Origin of the sequence: Marinobacter qingdaonensis (genome assembly GCF_034555935.1) — a bacterium.
In the GTDB taxonomy this organism is placed as follows: Bacteria; Pseudomonadota; Gammaproteobacteria; order Pseudomonadales; family Oleiphilaceae; genus Marinobacter; species Marinobacter qingdaonensis.
The window spans coordinates 2,387,833-2,405,868 of the sequence record NZ_JAYDCJ010000003.1 but is presented as its reverse complement, the minus strand read 5'-3'; the positions used below and the strand labels follow the sequence as shown (position 1 = coordinate 2,405,868).

At 56.0% G+C, this 18,036-nt stretch carries 14 protein-coding genes; 2 read left to right on the top strand and 12 right to left on the bottom strand.

What is annotated here, in order from left to right; all coding sequences use genetic code 11:
• Positions 1–1,176 carry a carboxylate--amine ligase gene (locus tag U5822_RS14280; RefSeq protein ID WP_322856281.1) on the top strand — a complete coding sequence of 392 codons (1,176 nt, stop codon included), beginning with the start codon at positions 1–3 and terminating at the stop codon, positions 1,174–1,176.
• Here U5822_RS14280 and U5822_RS14275 read toward each other — a convergent pair.
• The 10 genes from U5822_RS14275 to U5822_RS14230 all read right to left on the bottom strand — a co-directional run bounded on the left by U5822_RS14275 (position 1,166) and on the right by U5822_RS14230 (position 13,064).
• The gene (locus U5822_RS14275) at positions 1,166–2,170 is read right to left on the bottom strand and encodes a polysaccharide deacetylase family protein (RefSeq protein WP_322856280.1); all 1,005 of its coding nucleotides are present in this window, start codon (positions 2,168–2,170) and stop codon (positions 1,166–1,168) included. The genes U5822_RS14280 and U5822_RS14275 overlap by 11 nt on opposite strands.
• Before the next feature lie 9 nt (positions 2,171–2,179).
• The gene (locus U5822_RS14270) at positions 2,180–3,307 is read right to left on the bottom strand and encodes a glycosyltransferase family 4 protein (protein WP_322856279.1); all 1,128 of its coding nucleotides are present in this window, start codon (positions 3,305–3,307) and stop codon (positions 2,180–2,182) included.
• A complete protein-coding gene (locus tag U5822_RS14265) occupies positions 3,307–4,614 on the bottom strand; it encodes a FemAB family XrtA/PEP-CTERM system-associated protein (protein ID WP_322856278.1) in 1,308 nt (435 codons plus the stop codon). Before U5822_RS14265 ends, U5822_RS14270 begins: the two co-directional genes overlap by 1 nt.
• Positions 4,615–4,641: 27 nt before the next feature.
• Positions 4,642–5,511 (bottom strand): XrtA system polysaccharide deacetylase, encoded by an 870-nt coding sequence (locus U5822_RS14260; protein ID WP_322856277.1) that lies wholly within the window; start codon positions 5,509–5,511, stop codon positions 4,642–4,644.
• A 37-nt stretch (positions 5,512–5,548) separates the two neighbouring features.
• The gene (locus tag U5822_RS14255; RefSeq protein WP_322856276.1) at positions 5,549–6,772 is read right to left on the bottom strand and encodes an outer membrane beta-barrel protein; all 1,224 of its coding nucleotides are present in this window, start codon (positions 6,770–6,772) and stop codon (positions 5,549–5,551) included.
• Between the two features lie 58 nt (positions 6,773–6,830).
• Positions 6,831–7,733, bottom strand: a complete 903-nt coding sequence (locus U5822_RS14250; RefSeq protein ID WP_322856275.1) for a P-loop NTPase family protein — start codon at positions 7,731–7,733, stop codon at positions 6,831–6,833.
• On the bottom strand, positions 7,730–9,262 hold the full coding sequence (locus U5822_RS14245; RefSeq protein WP_322856274.1) for an XrtA system polysaccharide chain length determinant: 1,533 nt from the start codon (positions 9,260–9,262) through the stop codon (positions 7,730–7,732). Before U5822_RS14245 ends, U5822_RS14250 begins: the two co-directional genes overlap by 4 nt.
• A gap of 52 nt (positions 9,263–9,314) precedes the next feature.
• Positions 9,315–9,956 carry an XrtA/PEP-CTERM system exopolysaccharide export protein gene (locus U5822_RS14240; RefSeq protein WP_322856273.1) on the bottom strand — a complete coding sequence of 214 codons (642 nt, stop codon included), beginning with the start codon at positions 9,954–9,956 and terminating at the stop codon, positions 9,315–9,317.
• Between the two features lie 62 nt (positions 9,957–10,018).
• Complete coding sequence (locus U5822_RS14235; RefSeq protein ID WP_322856272.1) at positions 10,019–11,431, bottom strand: TIGR03013 family XrtA/PEP-CTERM system glycosyltransferase; 1,413 nt, start codon at positions 11,429–11,431, stop codon at positions 10,019–10,021.
• Between the two features lie 148 nt (positions 11,432–11,579).
• The gene (locus U5822_RS14230) at positions 11,580–13,064 is read right to left on the bottom strand and encodes a bifunctional 2-methylcitrate dehydratase/aconitate hydratase (RefSeq protein WP_322856271.1); all 1,485 of its coding nucleotides are present in this window, start codon (positions 13,062–13,064) and stop codon (positions 11,580–11,582) included.
• A 296-nt stretch (positions 13,065–13,360) separates the two neighbouring features.
• Here U5822_RS14230 and U5822_RS14225 point away from each other — a divergent pair, with 296 nt between their 5' ends.
• Positions 13,361–14,101, top strand: coding sequence for a THxN family PEP-CTERM protein (locus U5822_RS14225; RefSeq protein ID WP_322856270.1), 741 nt, complete (start codon positions 13,361–13,363; stop codon positions 14,099–14,101).
• Positions 14,102–14,191: 90 nt separating this feature from the next.
• On the opposite strand, the gene prpF is transcribed toward U5822_RS14225, so the two are convergent.
• Both prpF and acnD read right to left on the bottom strand, forming a co-directional pair.
• Positions 14,192–15,370, bottom strand: coding sequence for a 2-methylaconitate cis-trans isomerase PrpF (prpF, locus tag U5822_RS14220; RefSeq protein WP_322856269.1), 1,179 nt, complete (start codon positions 15,368–15,370; stop codon positions 14,192–14,194).
• Positions 15,367–17,964, bottom strand: a complete 2,598-nt coding sequence (acnD, locus tag U5822_RS14215; protein WP_322856268.1) for a Fe/S-dependent 2-methylisocitrate dehydratase AcnD — start codon at positions 17,962–17,964, stop codon at positions 15,367–15,369. The genes prpF and acnD overlap by 4 nt, the downstream gene beginning before the upstream one ends.
• Positions 17,965–18,036 lie beyond the last annotated feature (72 nt).

The following is an 18,036-nucleotide window of genomic DNA, read 5'->3' as shown; positions in this document are numbered from 1 at the left end:
ATGCAGAAGGCATATGTGGTCGTCCTTGCGAGGGGAATAAACGGGCTTGGAGCCCTACGATCAGCCCACCACGCTGGCCTGCGTGCCTACGCCATCGTTGATAAGCCTCGCGACCTGAGCGTGTACAGCCGAATGAGCGTCGGTATCGTTACCCTGCCCCTTGACTTTGGACTCGAAGCGCTTAGACCCGTACTCGCTCGATTGGCCAGCCAGGAGGGTGGCCCGGGAGTGCTGATCGCCTGCTCCGATGCTACCGCAGAACTTTTAAGCGACCTGAAGGAAACGGGTTATTCCGAACATCACATCATTGCACCGACGTCCGAGGCCACCCGTATCCTGAATGACAAGCAACTGGAATGCCGCGTAATGGAAGATGGCGGCGTCTCATTGCCGAGGACTTACTACGAACTGGACTGCGACGAGCCGGATACATTCCCGATCATCATCAAACCACGAACCTTCAGGGATTATCAGACGCTCAAGGCAAAAAACCTTGTGATCTATTCGCAAGAGGAATTCGAGCGTTTTCGGTCTCGCTTCAAGTCTCAGCTCAATCGGTTCCTGGGCCAAGAGGTCATTCCAGGTACCGACGACAATCTTTGGGTCTGCAACGCCACCTTTAATCAGAACCACGAGTTGAGTGCGTGTTTCGTATTCAATCGCCTCGGCACCATGCCATCACATTACGGTGTTACCTCGTTGGCCATCAGTCGCGACAATCCAGAGCTTCGCGCCTGGTGCCAGAAAATCGGCCAATCGCTGCGGTATTGCGGCCCTGCCATGATTGAATTTAAACGGGATCCGCGCACTGGCACCTATTACTACCTTGAAACCAACCCGAGACTCGGGATGTGTAACTGGTTTGACACCCGGTGTGGCGTTAACAACATCCTCGCTTGCGTCCAAGTTGCCCACGGCAATCCAGTAAACTTTGTTTCCCAAAAAAACAACCGCGTGTATTGGAATTTCTTTGGTGACTTGATCGCGCGACTGGAAAGCCGGGAGAAGTTGTTCTTGATCAGCGTCAGGTACTTAAGGCTGCTCTTTTACCACCGCATCGGCGCACTGTTCTATTGGAGGGATCCGGTCCCGGCCGCGAAGTATGCCATGGACATGATCTGGAATATCACGCGCCGGGTCATCAAGCGACTTCTATCAATTCGGATTAAGCCCTAAGCCGATTTTTGAAGGCTTCGAACCGATTTACAATCTGTCGAAAGTCCGCTGAATTCGCAGGCATTGAAAATCTGGGGAGCTCCAGTAGGTTCTGCCCCTTCCGGACGTAGTTGGGCACCGTAGTGAATGCCATTTTGAATCCGCTGTTTATCAGCTGTTCCATATCCCGCTGATCGTAATCCCTCTGACGCCCGGTAGGATAAGCGAATACCAACGGGGGCTTTCCCAACTCCTGTTCCACCCGCTTTCGTGAATGGTCAATCTCATACTGTTTTTCATCCGATGTCAGAGTCGAAAGAATCCGATGGCTGCATGTGTGCGGGTATACACCGTGCCCAGCCTGCTGGAGCAGGCTGGCATCGCTCCAGGACATAGCCAGGAATTCCGGCGGCACTTTACTTGGATACTCTGCGGCAAGGGCGGGAAAAAGTTCCGATTGGATCCACTGGTACAGGTTCGCCTGAGGCACAGCCTTCAGAGCGTCCCTCAGGGTTCTGACCGCAGTGTTGATGCCATCGCCGACCAGATCCAGAAGGTAGGGGTCACCGGACGGCAGGGTCAATTTCGCTTGCTGACAGGAACTCGATTGAATCGCGTAGCTGACTTGGTCATCCCAAGGCCAGAGCTCCTGATCCAGAAAACCGGTGATCACAAAACAATTGAGAACAAAGCCAAACTCGTCGAAGACACGGGCGGCTACGCTGAAATGATCCGAAAATCCGTCATCAATGGTGAACATCACCGATTTGGCGTGTATCCGTCCGCCCTCCTCCAACATGCCAAGGAGTTCATCCATGGTCAGAACTTTGTACCCGCGACGGGCCACGTAGGCTAGATGGTCACGAAGCGTGTCTGCCGGCAGGCCCCCAGCTACAGAGCGCGCTCCGGAGTAGACTCGATGCAACATGAACACCGGCACCACCTCCGGAGCCAGAAGGCGAAAACACCCAGTTTCGCCGACAAGATTCGCAATCCTTACCACCGCACTTTTCAACATCCTGTCCTAGCTCAAGAGTTGCTGGTAGAGCCCTCGATATTCGTTAAGCATAGTTCTCAGACCAAATTTTTCCTTGGCCACCGACTGCGCTTTTTGCACCATTCGCAGTCGCGTTTCCGGCGCTCTCAAGGCCTGGATTGCTTCGACGATTGCCGAGGGGTCCTTTATCGGGATGAGAAATCCTGTCTCGTGATTGGAAATGATTTCCTCGGGGCCCCCGCTTCGGGTGGCGATGACAGGAATACCGGCCATCATTGCCTCAACCGTGGAAATTGAAAAGCCCTCAGAGGTAGATGGCAACAGGAAGATATCTGACTGCCGCAGTATTTCGACGACATCCTCGCGAAAACCCAGCCAGTGCACCCTGGGTGGCTGGGCCGCGTTCTTGATCTGCGCCGTAAGCTTCTGGAAAAGCGCCTCCCGCTGATGGCCAACGACGACGAAATGGGTCTGGGGATCCAGTTCCAGCATTCTCAGTGCCGCTTCAACCAGATATTCATAGCCCTTGGCCGGACGAATGTTGCCCACCGACACGACGATCCTTGCCTCCGGGGGCAGGCCCAACTCCGCGCGCAAATTCGATTGTCTTTTTCCTTGATAAAGGGACGAGTCCACGCCGTTGTAGATCAACTTAAGCTTATCCGGTGGCAACCGACTTCTCGAGACCAATTCCTGTTCCAGTCGCTTTGAAACGCACACGATTTTTGAAGCGCCCAAGCCAATCAGGAAGAACTTCGTGCGCAAAAATCGCTCCTTGGCCGCAACGTCAACCGCGCCGTGGAAGGTGGCGATCATCGGTCGTCTGGACAAAATCGCCAATATCGCTCCGTAAACATTGGAGCCAAGCAAGTGAGCATGAATCAGATCCACCTTTTCAGCCGTCAGGAGTCGTTTCACGGACCAAATGTAGGCGAGATTAAAACTGCCTTTGGAGTCAATGATGAATGGATTAATGCCGATCGAACGGACTTTGTCGGCAACCCAGCCTTCACCACGCAGCAGCACAATATTCCGGTATGGGGTCTGCCCCATTTCTTTTAACAGATTGATAAAGACGGTTTCAGCTCCACCAGGCCCCGTCGTATCAATCAAGTGGAGGACGGTTTTCTGATTCCTAAACTTGCGATCAGTCACTATGGCAACATCCGGACAATGGGTGGTCCCAACGTATTCGCCGCCCAAACCGGCAGCTTTTTCCAGATTGCGATTAGCAGGTGGTATTTTGGGTTTTCCGGATTTAGGGCGGGCAGGACCGCTCGCGGCGCCAATACATAATCCCAGTGCAAGGGGATTGGTTGAGCGCCCCACTGTTTTTTGAAATGGTAAGTGCCGGCGTGCTCCGAACAACGCCCAAAATCAAAGACCCGGTACCCACGCGATACCGCAAACTCCAATATTTTCCAGTACATAAACATGTTGATACTGGTATGGCTCACGCTCCGCAGTGTTGATGCCCAGGGAATCTCAAGTCGGTTTCGATAGCCGGCCAGGAACGCGCAACCAACTGCTTTTTGCCCTACCCTGACTACCACCAACCAGGTTTGTTCGGGCAAGCGCTGCAACAGCTTGCGGAAAAAAGCCCTACCGTAAACAGGAGTTCCAAGGTCCCGCATGTTTTCCGAAAAAACGCGGTAGAAATCATGAAGATGCTCAGAACCTCCCAGCACGAACTCCGCATGCTCCCTTTCGCCTCGGCGAATTTGGGCTCGGAGCTTGGGTTTGAAGCTGTTCCAGAGCTGCTGAGTGGTGTCTGGCAACCCCAGCCAAAAGCTGACTTTATTGCCGCGCTGCGGCAGCCCCAGCCCAAGATTCTGGACATGGCGGAGTTCCAGATGCGCCGCGGATTCCTGCTCGCGCCAGCGGTTTGCGGCTTCGATGAGCGCATCCGCGACCGTTGGGTGGTCTGCCAATAGACCGCCGTAGTTAAAGTAAGGGACGGACACCATGAAATTGCCGAACAAGCGACTCTTGAGTTGTACAAGCGACACAATGCCTACAACCCTTTTGTCGGCTGAAAGGGCAATTAAAATTTGGGCGGGATGTCGGTATGTTTCAGCGATAAATGATGTAATCACCGGACGGTGCCACAGTGACGAGGCCGGATGGCAAGCAACGTACGCTTCTGCCGCTTTAACATCGCCACCCGTGCACAACTGCACATTCACCGGACTCTTAACGAGCTGGTCAAGAACCGCGCTACTTACCGTCAGATTTGGGGGTACCCATTTCTCGTGGGTGCTTGTTTGATTTAATTGCTGTTTGAGACGTTTTTGCAGTGCTTTAATTTCGCTGGTCACAGCCTGAAATTCCGCAAGAAGGTCCTGGAGATCGTCCCCGACCTTGCGAGCTCCACTCAACTGACGCCCCAGGCGAGATTTTGTGCACTTTAGCTGTTCAAGTCGCGCCTTATGGTCGGCGGGTCTGGATGCGGATAGTTCCATGTCGATTAGACCATCCTGGCACTGGGTTCAGACGGAAACTGCTGTGGTCGGGATCGGCACACCCGAGAGCACACGGGAAACCGGTGCAAAACTGAAATCATTCAACAGCGCCTCCAGTCTGCCCATACATTTATGCAGGTTGTTGTAGTGTCTGAAGCGCGAAAGGAGCTTGACCCTCAGGCGAGGTTGATCGCTATCAATTTCCCACGGGTGCAGGTAAAAAATGAAAGGCTGCCCTGCCCGATTGATCCGCCCTAGTCCCCAACGACTGAACCAGTAGGGGAAAAGCCGGAAATATCCACCGCCAGCAATGGGCAATCGATAGTTGCCCAATGGGCAGGTTGACAGCGGGAATTCGGTCAATTGACCACCGTTCGGGGTTCGAAGCTGGTAAGGCTGGAACGGTGTGCCCGGCATGCCGTAGCGATCATGATGAACCGGAAAAATCGACGAATCCCATGTGAATCCTTCCTCGCAGAGGATGTCCAAGGCCCACCGGGATTTTGCAGTAATCGAGTAACTGGCGGCCCGATATCCGGTAACGGGCTCCCCGATGATATTTTCAAGGACGGACTTGGAGCGTCGGGTTTCTTCCCGGAAAAGATCGGGCGTCTGTGTGTAAACCAGCTGATGGCTGTAGCCGTGACTGGCAATTTCGTGGCCGGCCTGATGAATACGTCGGATTAACTCAGGGGAACGTTCCGCGACCCAGCCCAAGGTGAAAAACGTGGCTTTGGTCTGATGACGATCAAGCACCTCGAGTAAGCGATGCGTGTTCGCTTCTACCCGGTACTCCATCACTGGCCAGTCCTCAGGCGCAACCGCCTCAGCCAAGGCAGCTACCTGAAAGTAATCTTCCACGTCGATGGTTAATGCGTTCTGAATCGGACCTTCCATGATACCTTCCTGTCCGTGCGCTACCGCCACTCAGAGGTCAGCGAAACTCATAAACCACACCCGCCAGGATCCAGGCCTCGTCAAATTCCCGACTTGGCACATCGCTGGTGCGTTGTTCGTACCCCACCCTACTTAAGAAAACCACCTGACGATTCAATTGGAATTCTATGCCTGCGGTGACCAGGGCTATTTCATCTTGGGTGTCGTCGAGAGAGTACTTAAACCATTCATATCGGGCACCCGCGGTTCCGGTGAGCTGACCCGATATCGGCCTACGGTAGTTGGTATCGATCCCCAGTGTTTCTTCCAAGATTTCAATATCAAGGTAGTCGGAGCTGCTGCCAAAAAAGTCTATATCAAGTTCAGAGCCGCCTCGCAGCTGGTTGTTGATCCCCAACCGCATTGCCACCACTTCAACTGAACTTGTTTCAGAGAGGTCAAACGTAAAGTCATCGAATCGGCTATCCAGGTCCGAAGTCTGGTCGGTCAACTCCCGACTGACTTCCAGCTCCACCTGCGTGGTTACGTTTACCTGCCGAACGAGCAGAAGATTACCGACAACCGTGTTGTACTTTTGGGTCGGTTGATTCAGCAAGCGCGTTTCAATTTGTCCGTAGCCGATCGCGCCACTCAGCGCCGTAGCTTCCCACGTTTTGGTAAAGGGCAAACTGTAGGTTACTCGATCAATTTCTTCCTCAGTATCCAGCTCGGATCGGTCAGCACTTACACTCAAGCCTGCCGTGAAAGACGGGTCAAAAAAATGGTTCCAACCCACACTGGCGCTGTAGCGTTCGCCGTCTTTCTGCTCTGGCTCTCGAAACTCGGTATTCTCATAACCTGCGGTCAGTACCAAGTCATCCACGGCCCCCATTCTGAGAGTGACAATGGGGCCAGTCCGGAAAACATTCTTCTGAGTCCGATCATCCGGTGTGTTACTGACTCGGCTGCTCTGGGCAACGTCACGCAAGTAATCGGACGCCTGCCAGACAACATTGCTCCCTAAGCGGCAATCGCCCTGGAAATCGGCCTCCGCGGTAGTTTCAGGATCATAGCTGTCATCAAGCCAGTACGAATAATCACCCCTGGCTACGATATCTGAATTGCAATTACCGGGATCAGAGGTATGGCGCACACCGAGAGAAAGCCTGGATTCAATATCCGATTGTTCATTGGATGGCGCGCGGCGAATATTGTCTGAAAGCCTTGAATCCAAGCCGATGGAAAAGACCGCCGGTTCGGCTAGAACGGCCGACGGAACCATAGGGAGGCTCCCTAACAGGCATAATCCCATGCTGCGCCCAATCATCGCTGAAGCATTCCTAGCCATTGATCACCGTCCCGACGAATTTTTGCGGATTAAAGGCTGTCGCTGCTTGCTCGACCGTCGTTGGAGTAACGCGACCGTGCGGCAGGACCAACATGGCGTAGTCACACAATTCCGACAGAATGCGGGCATCGGGCGACTCGGTAACGGGTGCCGTATCCAGAACAATGAAACGATCAGGGTATCTGCGCCTGACAGCCTGGAGAAACTGTTTCATCCGGAAGGACGTGAAAAACTCACTCGGTGTTTCCCGACGACTTCCCGCCGGAATCAGGCGTAAGCGAGGAATCCCAGTAGGGTACAGGATTCGTGCAATGTCATAGTCTGAGTCGTCGAGAAAATCGGTCAGACCGGTTTCCGGCATTATGTCCAGGGTGGCGTGCAGTGAAGGTTCTCGGAGATTGCAGTCAATGACGACGGCCGTTTTCGATTGGTCAAAGGCGAAGGCCGCTGCCAGATTCAAAGATACAAAGGAGGCGCCTGCACCTCGCTCCGTCGCGCTCACCACAATGGTAAAGTTGTTACCGCCCGAGAGCTCCAGCAGTTTGGTACGAAGGTCTCGGAACCGGTTAACCAAGGCACGATTGGCGGACTCGGGATAAACAATTCTACGCTCATCCATGTCATCGGTGGTCAACCGACGCGGCTCCTGCATCCGAACAATCTGTTTGCTGATTACGTACTTGTCGACGGCGCCCGGTCCCAATTCCAGGGAACTGGGTACCAGCATCCGCGAGTCATCCCATTCCGAATACGGCACACCGTCCCGATTCAACTCGTTACGATTTTTCAGCCAGTATCCTTCCTCCTGGTCCTGACCTTCCCGATCTCCCACTACCGGCGGATCCTCGTCCGTTCCTTCGGGAAGCGGGCCGGTATTCCCCTTTTGCTCATTCATCCGATCACTCCCATCAATGCTGCACCGGCCACAATCAAATAGACGACAACTGCAATGACCGCAATCACCCCAACAAGCAATGTCACCCTGCGATCCCGTCGTAGCTCAAATGGGGTACGAATCTTGGGCAACTGCACCAAAACAGGCATATCCAGGGTTTCCTCAAGCTGCTCTCGGGCCCGCACTCTTGGGTCGATCTGAAGCAATCCCGCAGCGACGCCGAAAGGAGCCGCCAGTCCAAGGAACAGCCCCGCCGCGGCAAAAAGCGGGAAACTCGGTCCAGACGCTGTGAGTGGGAATTGCGCCTTTTCGTTTATTCGATAATTGAGTCCCTGGCCCTCAACATCCAGGTGCATCGACACCCGGGCGCGCTCGCGTCGTTTCAGGAGGTCATCGTAAATTTCCTTGTTGACTTCCATATCACGGGTCAGCTCTAGATATTGCGCCTGGTTTTCCTGGATTCGCTCCATGCGCTGGGCCTGATCCGTCATCAGTCTCTGAAAGCCGCTGATCCGCGTGTTCAGCGTCTGGATATTGGCCCTTGTGGCGGTGAGTTCCGTCTGGATCTGCTGATAAATCGGGTTAGAAATGGCCTCGCCTGCGTCAACCGGAGGCGGCTCCTCTACGCCGCGGGCCAACTCCTGGCTCCGCTGGCGCCGCAACTCCTGAATCTGTTCCCGGAGAATCACAATGTCTGGGTAGGTGTCGTGGTATCTTAGCCGCAGGTTATCAAGCTGTTCCTCCAGGGAGCTGATGCGTGTTTGATAGGCATCCTGGGTTCGCCCCTGGGCAAGCGTTGGGCTGACCCGGTTCAATTCCAGCGACAGAGACCGCTCTCGCGCATTAAGCTCGGACCGTTCCATTTCGGCTTGTTCGAGCCGACTTCTCAGTGTTTCCATTCGCTCGTTAGCATCCGCCTCAGTACCTTCCACATTTTCAGAAAGAAAGGCCTGTAGGCGTTGCTCGGCCTCTGCCAGCTGTTTCTCGTAGCTGCGCACCTGATTATTGATGAACTCGTAGGCGCTGCGGCTTTCCGACCGTTTGCGTGCGTTGGTTTCCTCAATGAAGAGCTGTCCCATGCGCTGGGCTACCTGGAAGGCTTTCATGGGGGAGTCGGACTGGTAGGCTATGGCAAAGTAACTATCGCCCCGAGGCACAACCGAAAGATTCAAGCGCAGACCAATAACTCGCTCTTCCAGCGTGGTTCGGTCAGTGTCAGCGGCGCCTTCGCCAAAGATTTCTTCGTCTGTAGCGATTTTCTCAATGACGTTTCGGCTCCAAAGCAACTCTCGTGCAGCCGATGCGGTGTCATTGATCTCGGTAGTGACCGCACTGCCCTCCATCAGGGGGCGAATGATGTTCTGGTCATCAATGAAGATGATGGTTTCGGCCTGATATTTATAGGGCCAGAGAAACCCAGCGCTCAGGATTCCAAAGCTCACGATGATAAATACGACCAGTGCCAACCATTTCCTGGCGCTAACTTCCTTGATTATTTCTTTTGGTAACTGAGACAGGGGCAATGCCATGACATCGGCCTCTCAATTGGGTTAATAAAGATCCTTCTTTACTGCCGATTGCTCAGAAATTGCGTTCTGGAACGCTGAGAATATCTCCGGGTCGAATAGCGTAATTCGTGGCCACATCACCATTGTTCAAAATGTCTTCCAGTCGAACCGGAATGGCCACAACCTCGCCATCAATTTTCCGGTACAGCATGGATTTATTAAGCGCGGCAAAGGGTGTGGTGCCCCCGGCTCCGAGCACAATGTCCAAAACCGTCATACCGGCTCGGTGCGGCACGGAAACTGGTTGCTCAACGGCACCAGTGACCCGAACCCGATCGGTGTATTCGTGGCTTCCCATGGACGTCACTACGATGCTGACCTGAGGTTGACGAATATAGCGAGCCAAGTTGTTTTCTATGTCTTCAGCCAAAGCCTGCGGGGTACGGCCGCTGGCCTGAACATCCCCGACGAGGGGCACGGAAATCTTTCCGTCCGGACGTACCGGAACCTCAACGCTCAGGTCTTCATTTCGCCACACGGACACCCGGACGACATCCGTCACCCCCAGCAAATACTCCTCAACACTGGCATGGGTCGTGACGCTCAGGGCTCGCTGGATCTTTTCCCTCGACGAGGCGGAAGGACCCGCACAGCCAGCAATCAGACTAACTATCAACAACAGGGCTAGGCCTGGGGAAAGGTACATCCGTGACATTGTGAATCCTCTCGACATGTCCTTGCTTGATTCCCTATTTCGAGACCAGCATCATCTCGAAACTACCTTGATCCTTTTTTGAACAATACCACTTCGACTGTCTGAATTATAATCAACAAATCCAGCAGCAGGCTCTGATTCTTTATGTAGTAAAGGTCATACCGAAGCTTTTCTCTCGTGTCTTCCTCGTTATCGGCATAGGCAAAACAAAGCTGGGCCCACCCCGTCACCCCCGGTTTAACCCGATGCCGTTCACTGTAGAACGGAATTTTTTCACTCAACTGGCGGACGAAAACCGGTCGCTCGGGCCGCGGGCCGACAAAAGCCATGCTCCCGTTGAAGACATTGAAAACCTGAGGTAGTTCGTCGATCCGGACTTTTCGTATGAACCTTCCTATGCGCGTCACCCGAGCATCATTCTCGCTAGCCCACACGGCGCCGTTTTTCTCGGCATCGGTAACCATCGAGCGAAATTTATAGACATTGAAAACCTTGCCGTTCAGACCAACACGCTCCTGGCTGTACAGAATTGGTGCCTTCAGGCCATCCTCGAGCTTGATGGCGATCGCGGTGATCACCATGAGCGGCAGACCCAAAACAAACACTGCGGTTGCCGCAAGAATGTCCAAGGATCGCTTACCGACGCCATAAACCGAAGACACTGAGAACCCTTCTGAAAACACGAGCCAACCGTGAGAGATCATTTCGAGGGCAACTTTCCTCGATTCCCTTTCGTAAAAGGTGGCACCGTCGACAATGTTTACACCCTTCATCTTGCACTCAAGCAGATCTTCCATGGGTAGACATTTCCGCCGATCATCAACGGCCACGACGATTTCGTTGACCGGCTGGCTTTGAATGAACTGTTGCAGGCTTAGCGGGGGGTAGACCAGGTACTCGTCTGGCACTTCGTGAGTCTCGTCTGGCAATGGAACGAAGCCTACCAGGGTGTAGCCCTGGCGATTGAACGGCGTCCTCAGGTCCTTGAGCAGCTGGCAAGCCCTGAAGCCGGCTCCCAGCACCAGCACCTTGCGCTTGAAGGCATCCTTGCCGGCAACCGCGAAAAATATCAGTCGCACGATGCCCAGTAGAAAAAAACCAAAAACCGACGCTGACGTCAGAACGCCCAGGGAGCCGAGGTACCATAACCAATGGCTGCCGAACACATAGGTCAAACCAGCCAAGGGAACTCCCGCTATCAAGGCCAGTATGGTCCTGAGCATCATTCCCGACATCCCTTCCTCCAGCCGGGATTTATGGACGCCGATGGCAATCATTGTGAGCAGATTGACCAGTGCGAACACCATTGCCGAGGGCAGTACGAAAACCAGGTTGTCAACAAAGAAGGCGGCGTCGCCGAAATAGTGGAAGAAAGCGGCAAGTGAAAAACTGCAGATCAGCACAAAATAATCGATCAGGCCCAGGACAACGAAGGGAAAGTGTATGTAATGCCTGAACAATCTGACGTGGGCCACGTCAACTCCTTGTGTTGCCATCCAAGCTGAAGTCGCCATTCCTCGGCGGCTCATTTTTTCAGTTTAATGTAAATTTTTGTAACCGCAATCGTTACCGGGCCCAAGCTGTTAACTAGTCGAATGAGCGAGGGCAGACGCCCTCGCAAAATCAGATGACGAGAAGATCCATCATGCTATGAACGGCCGCCTCTTCCAGTCGAGCCTGTTTTGAAAACAGCGCCAGAAGTTGTTCCGACCGATGCCCCGGGAATCTCGAATGCAGATTGGCCCGAAACTTCTTTTCCAGAAGCGGCAAGCTCTCTTTGCGGCGTTTTCGGTGCCCGATGGGATATTCCACCACCACTTTTTCGGTCTCGCTTCCGTCGGAGAACCGAATCTGGATCGCATTGGCAATCGAGCGTTTGTCCGACTCCAGGTACTCACGGGTATACCGGTCGTCTTCCACCACCTTGATCTTGGCACGAAGTTCATCAATTTCCGGATGGGCGGCGTGGAAATCGTCCTCGTAACTCTCGGCACTAAGCTCGCCGAAAATCAGAGGCACGGCAACCATATATTGCAGGCAATGATCGCGATCAGCGGGGTTGGCCAGATCACCATCTTTGGAAATGATCCGAATGGCTGATTCGTGCGTGGTAATGACGACTTCATCGATCTCCGCAACTCGGTCCCTGACCTCCGGGTGGAGAGCGACGGCGGCCTCAACGGCGGTCTGGGCATGGAATTCTGCCGGGTAGGAGACCTTGAACAGAATGTTTTCCATCACGTAACTGCCAAAGGGCTCCGGCAGCGAAAACTGCCGATCCGATTCCGCTTTCAGCTGCTGGTCCTTAACAGTCTTGCTGTAGCTGACGTCATAGAACCCCCATTGAGGAGCGGTCAGCGCGCCAGGTATGCCCATCTCCCCCCGTAGGGCAATATCCGCCAATCGCACCGCCCTCGACGTCGCATCCCCTGCAGCCCAGGATTTTCGCGAACCCGCATTGGGGGCGTGTCGATAGGTTCTCAATGCCTGACCGTCGACCCAGGCATGGGAAAGGGCCGACAGGATCTGCTCGCGGTTGCCACCCATCAATTTCGTCACCACCGCCGTTGATGCGACCTTTACCAACACCACGTGATCCAAGCCAACGCGATTGAACGAGTTCTCCAAGGCCAGCACACCCTGAATTTCATGGGCCATAATCATGGCCTCTAGAACCGCGCGCACTTTCAATGGCGCCTCCCCCGAGGCCACCCGCTTCTGGGATATATGATCGGCCACCGCGAGTATGCCACCGAGATTGTCTGAGGGATGTCCCCACTCCGCCGCCAACCAGGTGTCGTTGTAATCAAGCCAGCGAATGATGCAGCCGATGTCCCACGCTGCCTTTACCGGATCAAGGCAAAACGAGGTTCCCGGAACCCTTGAACCGTGAGGCACCATCGTTCCGGGGACCATGGGGCCGAGGTGTTTGGTGCATTCTGGAAAACGCAGCGCCAGCAGCCCGCAGCCCAGCGTGTCCATCAGGCACAGCCGAGCCGTTCGCAATGCTTCCTTGCTTGCTACTTTGTAGCTGAGCACGTAGTCGGTAATTTTCTGGAGCACCTGATCGTATTCAGGACGCAAATTTTGTTCACGGGTAACAGTCATGTTGGAAGTTCCCTCGTCGTTGTTTCAGCCTATTCAAGCCTAGCTCACGAGCCCCACCGTTCATGTCCTTCCTCCAAGAATGTAGACGTTTCGGTCGCGGAATCCTTGCTGTTCAGCTGTCACGTTTTTTTACACTTCCCCAAGTATTGCCCCAGATTGCGCGGGAGCGTCCGTCTCTCACCTCATTGTTTTGCTTATTAGTTAGCTCGGAATGGCATCACCTTTGCGTTATTGGCGTCAGGTAGCGGTAAATCCAGACTTAACAAGTGCCCTACACACGGAATGGAAGCAAAATCATGAAACATACTGGCCTGAAACTGATTCTTTGTAGTTCTGCATTGTTTACCGGGCTAGCAGTGGCCTCTCCCTTAGAAATTGCGGATGTCACCGGCTCATGGATGAACACCGGAGCGCCTGCCTCATCTCTTACCGGGGAAGGCACCAACACACTCAAGTGGGGCAACGCGCACCCAAATTGGCAGAGCGGTTACAACTTCCAAGGAAGCGCATCTCCCTCCTTTTTCGTAAATGAGGGTGAACAATTCGTTCTGGGAGCCTTTACACACTATAACCACCCAATTGGCGGGGCATCGCTTACCAGTGCGGAGCTCATTGTCAGCACAATGATCAAGGTGAATGGTGTGGCACAGCTCCTGGAATCGGTGTTCCAATTTGACCATTGGGAAACAGTGAATACCCCGGCAGCCGGGACTTACTGTGCCAACGGAGAGTCGAGAAGCACCTCAATTAATCACAATGGTTGTGCTGATCGGGTGATGTTTTCTCTGAGCAGGACCAACTCGACGGCCTACACTGTGGGGAACCATGAGTACTACCTGGACATCACCGGTTTCTTCCACGACGGTGAATTGACGGAAGAACTCTGGACCAAGGAACGGGCCACCAACACCTCACTGTTGTCGGGTATTATCCGATCCAAAGTTCTGGAAGTGCCAGAGCCCTCCTCGCTGGCCCTGGTGGCCTTGAGTTTGCTGGGCCTGTTCTCAAGAAGGGCGCTCAAGAAACGCTGGCATTGACTTGCAGACAACTGATTTAACGGTGACATCCGCGCCCGCGGATGCCACCGTTTTCTTTGTGGGGCGTCAGACAACAGCCCCACGTCGACCCTAGAAAGACCCGCCCGGCACCCGGACCCAGCCTTCCATCAAGATCCGGGCGCTGCGACTCATCACCGCCTTGGTGGCGGTCCAGTCGCCGTCAACCTCCCGAGCTTCCGCCCCGACACGAAGCGTGCCGGATGGGTGGCCAAAGGTCACTGCCGACCGGTCGCCACCGCCGGCGGCTTGGTTCACCAGGGTTCCGGGAATGGCCGCGGCCGTGGCAATGGCCACCGCGGCTGTGCCCATCATGGCGTGATGCAATTTGCCCATGGACATCGCCCGCACTAGCAGATCAATGTCCCCGGCCCCGATCGACTTGCCACTGGACGCCACGTAATCCGCCGGTGGCGCGACAAAGGCCACCTTGGGCGTGTGCTGGCGACCGGCCGCCTCGTCGACGTGATTGATCAGCCCCATGCGGACGGCGCCGTGGGCGCGGATGGTTTCAAACATGGCCAGGGCGTCGGGGTTGCCGTTGATGTCATCCTGCAGTTCGGTACCGGTGTAGCCGATGGCCTCGGCGTCCACAAAGATGGTCGGAATGCCGGCGTTGATCATGGTCGCCCGAAGGCTACCCAGGCCCGGCACGTCCAGGTCGTCCTGGACATTGCCGGTGGGGAACATGGCGCCTTCGCCATCCGCCGGATCCATGAATTCCACCTGAACCTCGGCGGCCGGGAAGGTCACACCATCGAGCTCGAAGTCGCCGGTCTCCTGCACTTCGCCGTTGGTGATCGGTACCTGGGCGATGATGGTCTTGCGGATATTGGCCTGCCAGATCCGCACGGTACAGATGCCGTTGTCCGGAATCCGCTCCGGCGACACAAAGCCACCGTTGATGGCAAAGGCACCCACGGCGGCCGTCAGGTTGCCGCAGTTGCCGCTCCAGTCCACAAAGGGCTTGTCGATGGACACCTGCCCAAACAGATAGTCGACATCGTGATCGGGCACGGTCGGCTCCGCCAGGATGACGGTCTTGCTGGTGCTGGAGGTAGCGCCACCCATGCCGTCGGTCTGCTTTTGATAGGGGTCCGGGCTGCCGATCACACGCAGCAGCAACCGGTCACGGGCTTCGCCCGGAACCTGGGCCGATGCCGGCAGGTCCTGCAGCCGGAAAAACACCCCCTTGCTGGTGCCGCCACGCATGTACGTGGCGGGAATCTTTACTTGCGCGGGATGGCTCATGCGGCGCCCTCCGCCTCCAGGAAATCCTGGGCAAAACGCTGCAGCACACCGCCAGCGGAGTAGATCGACACCTCCTCAGCGGTATCCAGACGACAAATCACCGGTACGTGCTCGGTGCTGCCGTTCTTGCGATGGATCACCAGGGTCAGCTCAGCGCGGGGCGCCGGCGTACCTTCCACATCGTAGGTCTCGGTGCCATCCAGGGCCAGGGTCTCCCGCGTGGTGCCCTCTTGGAATTGCAGCGGCATCACGCCCATGCCCACCAGGTTGGTGCGGTGAATGCGCTCGAAGCCCTCGGCCACGATGGCCTCGACACCCGCCAGGGCCACGCCTTTAGCCGCCCAGTCCCGGGATGAACCCTGACCGTAGTCGGCACCGGCGATGATGATCAGCGGCTGCTTGCGGTCCATGTAGGTTTCAATCGCTTCCCACATGCGGGTGACCTTGCCCTCCGGCTCGATCCGCGCCAGCGAACCCTGCTTCACGTTGCCGTTCTCGTCCCGCACCATTTCATTGAACAGCTTGGGGTTGGCGAAGGTGGCACGCTGGGCCGTCAGGTGATCGCCCCGATGGGTCGCGTAGGAGTTGAAGTCCTCCTCCGGCAGGCCCATTTTCGCCAGGTATTCACCGGCGGCACTGCTGGCCAGGATGGCATTGGACGGCGACAGGTGATCGGTGGTGATGTTGTCCGGCAGGATCGCCAGCGGACGCATGCCCTTTAGCGTCTTCTCACCAGCCAGGGCACCTTCCCAGTACGGCGGGCGGCGAATGTAGGTGCTCTGGGGACGCCACTCGTAGTTCGGGTTGGTGTTGGCGTGGGCATCGCGGGTGATGTCGAACATCGGGATGTAGGTGCTACGGAACTGCTCCGGCTTCACACTGGATTTCACGATGGCGTCGATTTCCTCGTCGCTCGGCCAGATGTCCTTGAGCGTGACCGGATTGCCCTGCGGATCGTGACCCAGCACGTCCTTCTCGATGTCGAAACGGATGGTGCCGGCAATGGCGTAAGCCACTACGAGCGGCGGCGAGGCCAGGAAGGCCTGCTTGGCGTACGGGTGGATGCGGCCATCGAAGTTGCGGTTACCGGACAGCACCGCCGTTGAGTACAGGTCGCGGTCGATGATTTCCTGCTGGATCTTGGGATCCAGCGCACCGCTCATGCCGTTACAGGTGGTGCAGGCAAAGGCGACCACGCCGAAGCCCAGTTGCTCCAGTTCCGGCAACAGGTCGGCCTCTTCCAGATACATCTTCACCGTCTTGGAACCCGGCGCCAGCGAGGATTTCACCCAGGGCTTGCGGGTCAGGCCCAGCTTGTTGGCGTTGCGGGCAATCAGGCCGGCCGCCACCATGTTGCGCGGGTTGGACGTATTGGTGCAGCTGGTAATGGCGGCGATGATCACCGCGCCATCCGGCATCTTGCCCTCTTCCTGTTCCCACTCACCGGCAATGCCACGCTTGGCCAGCTCAGAGGTCGGCAGGTGCGCGTGCGGGTTGGAGGGGCCGGCCAGTGTCCGTTCAACCTTCGACAGGTCAAACTTCAGTACCCGCTCGTATTCGGCAGTCTTCAGGCTGTCGGCCCACAGGCCGGTGTGCTTGGCGTAATTCTCCACCAGCGCCACCTGGTCGTCTTCACGGCCGGTGAGCTTCAGATAATCGATGGTCTGGCCGTCGATGTAGAACATGGCGGCAGTGGCGCCGTACTCCGGGGTCATGTTGGAGATGGTGGCCCGGTCGCCCACGGTCAGGCTGTCGGCGCCCTCTCCGTAAAACTCCAGGTAGGCCCCTACAACCCGCTCTTTGCGCAGAAACTCGGTCAGCGCCAGCACCATGTCAGTGCCGGTGATGCCCGGGCGCAATTTGCCGGTGAGTTCCACGCCAACGATGTCCGGCAGGCGCATCATGGAGGCCCGGCCCAGCATCACGCTCTCGGCTTCCAGACCACCCACGCCCACGGAGATAACCCCCAGGGCATCCACCATCGGGGTGTGGCTGTCGGTGCCGACACAGGTGTCCGGGAAGGCCACGCCGTCGCGGGATTGGACCACCGGGGACATCTTCTCCAGGTTGATCTGGTGCATGATGCCGTTGCCCGGCGGAATCACGTCGACGTTCTTGAACGCGGTCTTGGTCCAGTTGATGAAGTGGAAGCGGTCGTCGTTGCGGCGGTCTTCCACCGCCCGGTTTTTCTCGAAGGCGTCCTTCTCAAAGCCCGCGTGCTCCACCGCCAGCGAGTGATCAACAATCAGCTGGGTCGGCACCACCGGGTTCACCTTGGCCGGATCACCGCCCTTCTCGGCAATGGCATCGCGCAGACCGGCCAGGTCCACCAGGGCGGTCTGGCCGAGAATGTCGTGGCACACCACCCGGGCCGGGTACCAGGGAAAATCCAGGTCGCGTTTGCGTTCGATCAGCTGCTTCAGCGAATCGGTCAACGCGGCCGGATCACAGCGGCGCACCAACTGCTCGGCCAGGATGCGGGAGGTATACGGAAGCTTGTCGTAGGCGCCGGGCTGGATGTCTTCGACAGCCTGGCGGGTATCGAAGTAGTCCAGGTCAGTACCCGGGAGCGATTTGCGGTATTCAGTATTCATGGGGAAAGACTCGTATCAGGAAAGCGAAGAGGTAGACGAAACCAGCCCCCGGGCCATTGGGCTCCGGGGGCT

Bases quoted from the DNA above. Each gene is read 5' to 3' on its own strand.
- U5822_RS14280 (WP_322856281.1), top strand. From the start codon at position 1: ATGCAGAAGGCATATGTGGTCGTCCTTGCGAGGGGAATAAACGGGCTT.
- U5822_RS14265 (WP_322856278.1), bottom strand. From the start codon at position 4,614: ATGGAACTATCCGCATCCAGACCCGCCGACCATAAGGCGCGACTTGAA.
- U5822_RS14260 (WP_322856277.1), bottom strand. From the start codon at position 5,511: ATGGAAGGTCCGATTCAGAACGCATTAACCATCGACGTGGAAGATTAC.
- U5822_RS14255 (WP_322856276.1), bottom strand. From the start codon at position 6,772: ATGGTTCCGTCGGCCGTTCTAGCCGAACCGGCGGTCTTTTCCATCGGC.
- U5822_RS14250 (WP_322856275.1), bottom strand. From the start codon at position 7,733: ATGAATGAGCAAAAGGGGAATACCGGCCCGCTTCCCGAAGGAACGGAC.
- U5822_RS14245 (WP_322856274.1), bottom strand. From the start codon at position 9,262: ATGGCATTGCCCCTGTCTCAGTTACCAAAAGAAATAATCAAGGAAGTT.
- U5822_RS14240 (WP_322856273.1), bottom strand. From the start codon at position 9,956: ATGTCACGGATGTACCTTTCCCCAGGCCTAGCCCTGTTGTTGATAGTT.
- U5822_RS14230 (WP_322856271.1), bottom strand. From the start codon at position 13,064: ATGACTGTTACCCGTGAACAAAATTTGCGTCCTGAATACGATCAGGTG.
- U5822_RS14225 (WP_322856270.1), top strand. From the start codon at position 13,361: ATGAAACATACTGGCCTGAAACTGATTCTTTGTAGTTCTGCATTGTTT.
- prpF (WP_322856269.1), bottom strand. From the start codon at position 15,370: ATGAGCCATCCCGCGCAAGTAAAGATTCCCGCCACGTACATGCGTGGC.
- acnD (WP_322856268.1), bottom strand. From the start codon at position 17,964: ATGAATACTGAATACCGCAAATCGCTCCCGGGTACTGACCTGGACTAC.